Source organism: Endozoicomonas sp. SESOKO4, assembly GCF_024606275.1.
Genome location: NZ_JAHHPS010000048.1, coordinates 1 through 4,611 on the forward strand (window position 1 = coordinate 1; position 4,611 = coordinate 4,611).

Below are 4,611 nucleotides of genomic sequence, written 5' to 3' on the forward strand. Positions count from 1 at the left end.
ATTATCTTCAGTTCCGTGAACGACGTGATCGCACCATGAGGATGTTTGAGCATGGCTGGGAGAAATACTTTAAGGCAAATGTGCCCAAATGGTCGTTCTCCCACGCAGAAAGTATTCCTTACTTCTACACTCCCGGAGCCTTTTACAAATGGCAAAAGGGCGATGTTCAGACAGTTCACGGTCATGATAAGAGAAATGCCTCACAATCAAGCTTTCCATCTGCAACCTCGGCACACCACCTTGATACTGGTGAACATTTCAGCTTAACGGAACAGCCATGAGCGACTGACAGCCATGAGCAACTAACAGTCATGAAGCGACTAATACTCAGCTCCGAGGTACCAGAATGACACAGGCTCGCCCCAATGCAGTAAGCCTTGCAGTGGCCATTGCAATCTATTCTTCCATCATTGGTACACAGGCACTGGCCGATCGCAGGCTGCAGACCAAATCTTTCGATATTCCGGGCAATGAAGGTGTGGAGTTTACCCAGACTGAGGTCGTGGTTCAGCCAACTTTGGGGGATGACCAGCAACCAATACCCAAATCCTTTACCACCACCTACCCTGATCAGACTGAAGCCAGAGCAGTCTATGACGTTCCTTCTGAGGGCTTTACAGATGTTCTTTCTGGCATTGACGGTGGCGTTTCCAGTGTGGATCTTTTTGAGACAGGCAAGAATGACGTTGCTCAGAAATACACCAAAGTCCTGAGGGTCGGTAATGAGGGGGTCTTCAGGTTCACCCATAACCTTGCAGAAAAGCAACTGGTTATTGAAGTCAGAGATGGGATGACTTGTCAAAATTCAATAAGGGCTGTTCGTATTCAATCAGTTAACACCCGACTGTTAGAACCTCTGACGAAAGTCGCCAGCCCCAAACAACTGGCCAGAATATTGAAAGGTGCGAATGGAAGAGCAGGAAGCCTTGGAGCGGCGGACAAGTATACTGCCCTTGCCACTATTAAAATAGACGAAGTTGAAGTAGCCGGGCGTACCTTCATGCGTCTTGTCGCTTCAGGCGATCAGCCACCTGAACCGCAGCGTCTGGGTAAATCACTCTTTATCAATGATGAGACTCTCTTGGCCGCAGCCACCTCAGCCTATACCCAGGTTTATGTTCTGGGTAAAAGTTTACAACAGGAAGCTCTGAATGAACTGTTGGCATACCAGAAACCCGTCGGATATGTAGTACATGTTGAGGATGAAACACTGGCTTATTATGTGCCCGATGGTTACCCAAGACTGGAAGTGGTTCAGGCTCCGGGAGAAGAGATTGAAGAGATTATCGTTTTCCATGGTCAAAAGCAGAATCCAACCGATATTGCTTTTGTAAAAAGCCTCTTCAACCTCAGGGCAGAAGTTGTCGGTAATGCCCCCGCTCCTGCAGTGACGGCACAGGTTAAAAAAGACAAACTCAAAAGCTATCAGCACATCATCCGAAGCAGGCAGATGGCGCTGCTGGAGGAACTTGCTATTGACTTCGCTGTGCAGTTCGATGCTGAATTTGAAGAAGGTAAACTGTTGGCGCTTGCCCGCTATGAAGCGCTGCAGCAGGCATTGACCAGCGCTACTCCCGATAATGAAAATGAGTTTGAATTCACAGCAGCACACATCAAAGTTGCTTCCTCGATCATGACGGCAATCTGGCTACAGATTCAACTCGAAAAACACTTCAACTTCAAACCTGTACTGAGAGATCTTCTGGCTAGCGAGGCATTTGTTCAAAGTGTTCAGAGGGTTATACCCGCTGTAGCTGAATTGCCTGCCAATGGTTTTGGAGACGACGTCAAGCTGGCTACCAAAGTCTTTGGAGACATGACCAGACAGCTACTTGAGCTGGAAAACCAGCAGGAGGGGCTGAATGCAAGAGCGGGCGAACTCGCCCAGCTTAAAAATTTCTTACAGCATGCAACCGAAAGAGCCAATGCCATTGAAGCGGAAAAGCAGAGAGCACAATCCCTCAGGAAGCAAATTGAGGAGGAGCTTGAAATGCTTCTTCAAGAATGGAAAGACACGAAAAAATGGCGAGATAAACTTCAACAGGAAGCTGATCGAATTCCAGAGCTGGAACAACAAGCTTCTGACGCCAGAGTGAAAGCCACAAAAATTCGCAACGCTCAAATGGCAGCCGAACTCGGCATTGATGACTGGGATGATTTCCAGCCTCCCGAAGTGCAAAAGAGACTCATCACAGAGAGAATTAATGAAATCAACAGAGCGGTTGCCTCAACCGTTGCCATAGCAGGAGAGTTTGAGGAAAAAGCAGTTAAAGCAAAACTGGCGGCTATTGAAGGTCATCTCGATATTATTCCGGGCAATGAAGACGATCTGGATGCCCGCTTTGAGTCCATTCATCACCATCTGCAACAGCAGGCAGGCCAGAACATTGAGCTGGCCGCACAGAGACTGGCTATCGTTGCAGATCTTCTCGGTCTGGTTCCGGATAACAAAAATGATCTGCAAGCTCGTCATCAGAACATTCAGCATCAACAGCACCTGATGCAGCAGGTCGATCAGGAACCTCTTCAGAGCACCGAAACCTATGCTGAAGAACTCACTGCAATCAAAGCCCGCCATGCAGACATTGCCGAGCAATTGAACATTGAGAATTTTGACGGCAATGCCGATATTTTTCTTCAGCAAGAACGCCTGCTTCGGAAACTTCAGACCATCAGTGATCATCAAAAACACCTGCTACAGAAACTTCAGACCCTCAATGTTCAAGACGCAGAAGGAGAAGCCATCCTCAAGGCCAGGCAAAATGCTCTGGCATCAATGCTCGGTATTGAGATGAGTAAAGACTGGACAGTAGAGTATCGTAGCACCCTGATAGATGTAGCCTGTCGTAAGATTCGCAAGTTGGAAAAAGTACTGAAAGACATAAGAACTCCGGGCCACACAAGAGCCTGGCCTGAAGTACTCTTGAAAATCAGTGCTGTGGAAAAAGCTGCCGGGATAGAAGGTCTCCATAAAGAGCAGGATATTTATGTCCGTCGTCAGGCTATTTCTGATGAGATGCAGACACACATCGAAGAAATCGCAAAGCAGGCAGAGGAGGAGGCCCTGCAAATACTGGAAGCAATGGAGACAATACTGAACCTCAAAGTCAAAGTCAGAGTTTATAAAGATGATGACAAAGCAGCAAGGCTCTCCAACATTCGTTTAAAACTTGACAGCGATGATATCCCGGAAGACGTCCTGGATCAGCTGCTGACTGCCCTCTGGGAAGAAGACAGAACACTACTGGACAGAACACTACTGGCTGAGAGGGCTATCAAATTCCAGAGGCTTCGAGCGCGTCTTTCCTATAGTGTCGAAGGTTCGAAGGAGCGAGCCAGAGATCAACAGAGACAATGGCTTGAAGCTATAGAGGAAAAGCTGAACATCAAAACGAGTGAAAACGCTTTTGCTAAACCAAGAGGCCATTTATTGGTTTTTATACTGGCCGATGATCTTGGGGTAGAGTTAGAAATGGATGACAGCCTGCACAACAAGAAGGATGCTATAAGAGCCAAAATTTTCGACTTACTGGATGAAGTAGACGAAGCCTATGACGATGAAGCTGTCAGAAGAGACAGAAACAATGCATTGGCTCGTCAACTCAACATCAAGGACTACAAAGATGATGCCACCATCGACGAACAGAACCGTCTGATTGAATACAGACTGTATCAGTTGGATGTCAGCGTTCGGAAAATAGGTGAGCCTGATGTGAGTGAGCGCATCAGAGCCATTGATAATGAGCTTGACGAGCTGATGGCTCCCCTGGGACCAAAGCCCCGATACGTCCTTGATCGTGAGCTGGCTACTGCCAGACGAGAAGTGGAAGAAGCAGTGGATGAGCTAACAGGCGCATATCGCTTGCTGGCTACGCTTGAAGGCAAAAACGTGAAATTTGCGGGGAACCGTGCTGACATCCAACACCTCTCGGATAGAGGCAACAAAGCCCTCAATCGGGATATGAAAAAGGTTCAGATCCACTTGGGTCTGGCTGCCGATGATGATCAGACCTCTGAAGGACGAATAGAAGACATAAGACTTTTATTAAAGAAAAAAAGCGCAGAAAAACGAGATGAAATCCTTGAGAATCTGAGAGCCAAAACAAATCTGAACATTGAGATAACGAGTGGCCTCAGTTTACTGGAAGACTCTGATTACTTTATTACCATTTCTTCTTGCACAGACTCTCATGGTCAGAAAGAAGCCTTGGGTAGACTGCCTTTAACCAGAAAAAAGTACACTCAGGTCACGGAATTTCTGCGTGAGCACGACAGGAAAAGTATAGAACTAGCCAATGCACGGCTTGAAGAGTGGGATGCAAAAGAGAAACTGGATCGTCAGGAAAAGGAGATTATCGATCCTGGATACATGGATCAGAATGCTAAACCCATGCATGAGGACGAAATGGCCTGGCTGGGTTTAGTCCTGAAGCAAAAAAGTGATGCGGTATTAAAAGCAGAAGTCGCTCTTACGCATTATCACAAAGCAGTTCTTGAGGCCACTGAAGCGTCCGTGGGTCTTAAATCAGACACTTCTGACACCCATGAACAACGGATTAATGCCCTGAGAAACAAACAGGTACAACTGGGCGGTGATGATGGTACTGGCGG

Annotated in this window: 2 protein-coding genes; both read left to right on the plus strand. The window is 47.2% G+C overall.

Going from position 1 to position 4,611, the window contains the following annotated elements; genetic code table 11:
• A partial coding sequence (locus tag KDK16_RS00735) for a hypothetical protein (RefSeq protein ID WP_257274249.1) occupies nucleotides 1-281 on the plus strand: 281 nt, incomplete at its 5' end.
• A gap of 65 nt (nucleotides 282-346) precedes the next feature.
• Nucleotides 347-4,611 (plus strand): hypothetical protein (locus tag KDK16_RS00740; RefSeq protein WP_257274250.1); only part of this gene is annotated, 4,265 nt, incomplete at its 3' end.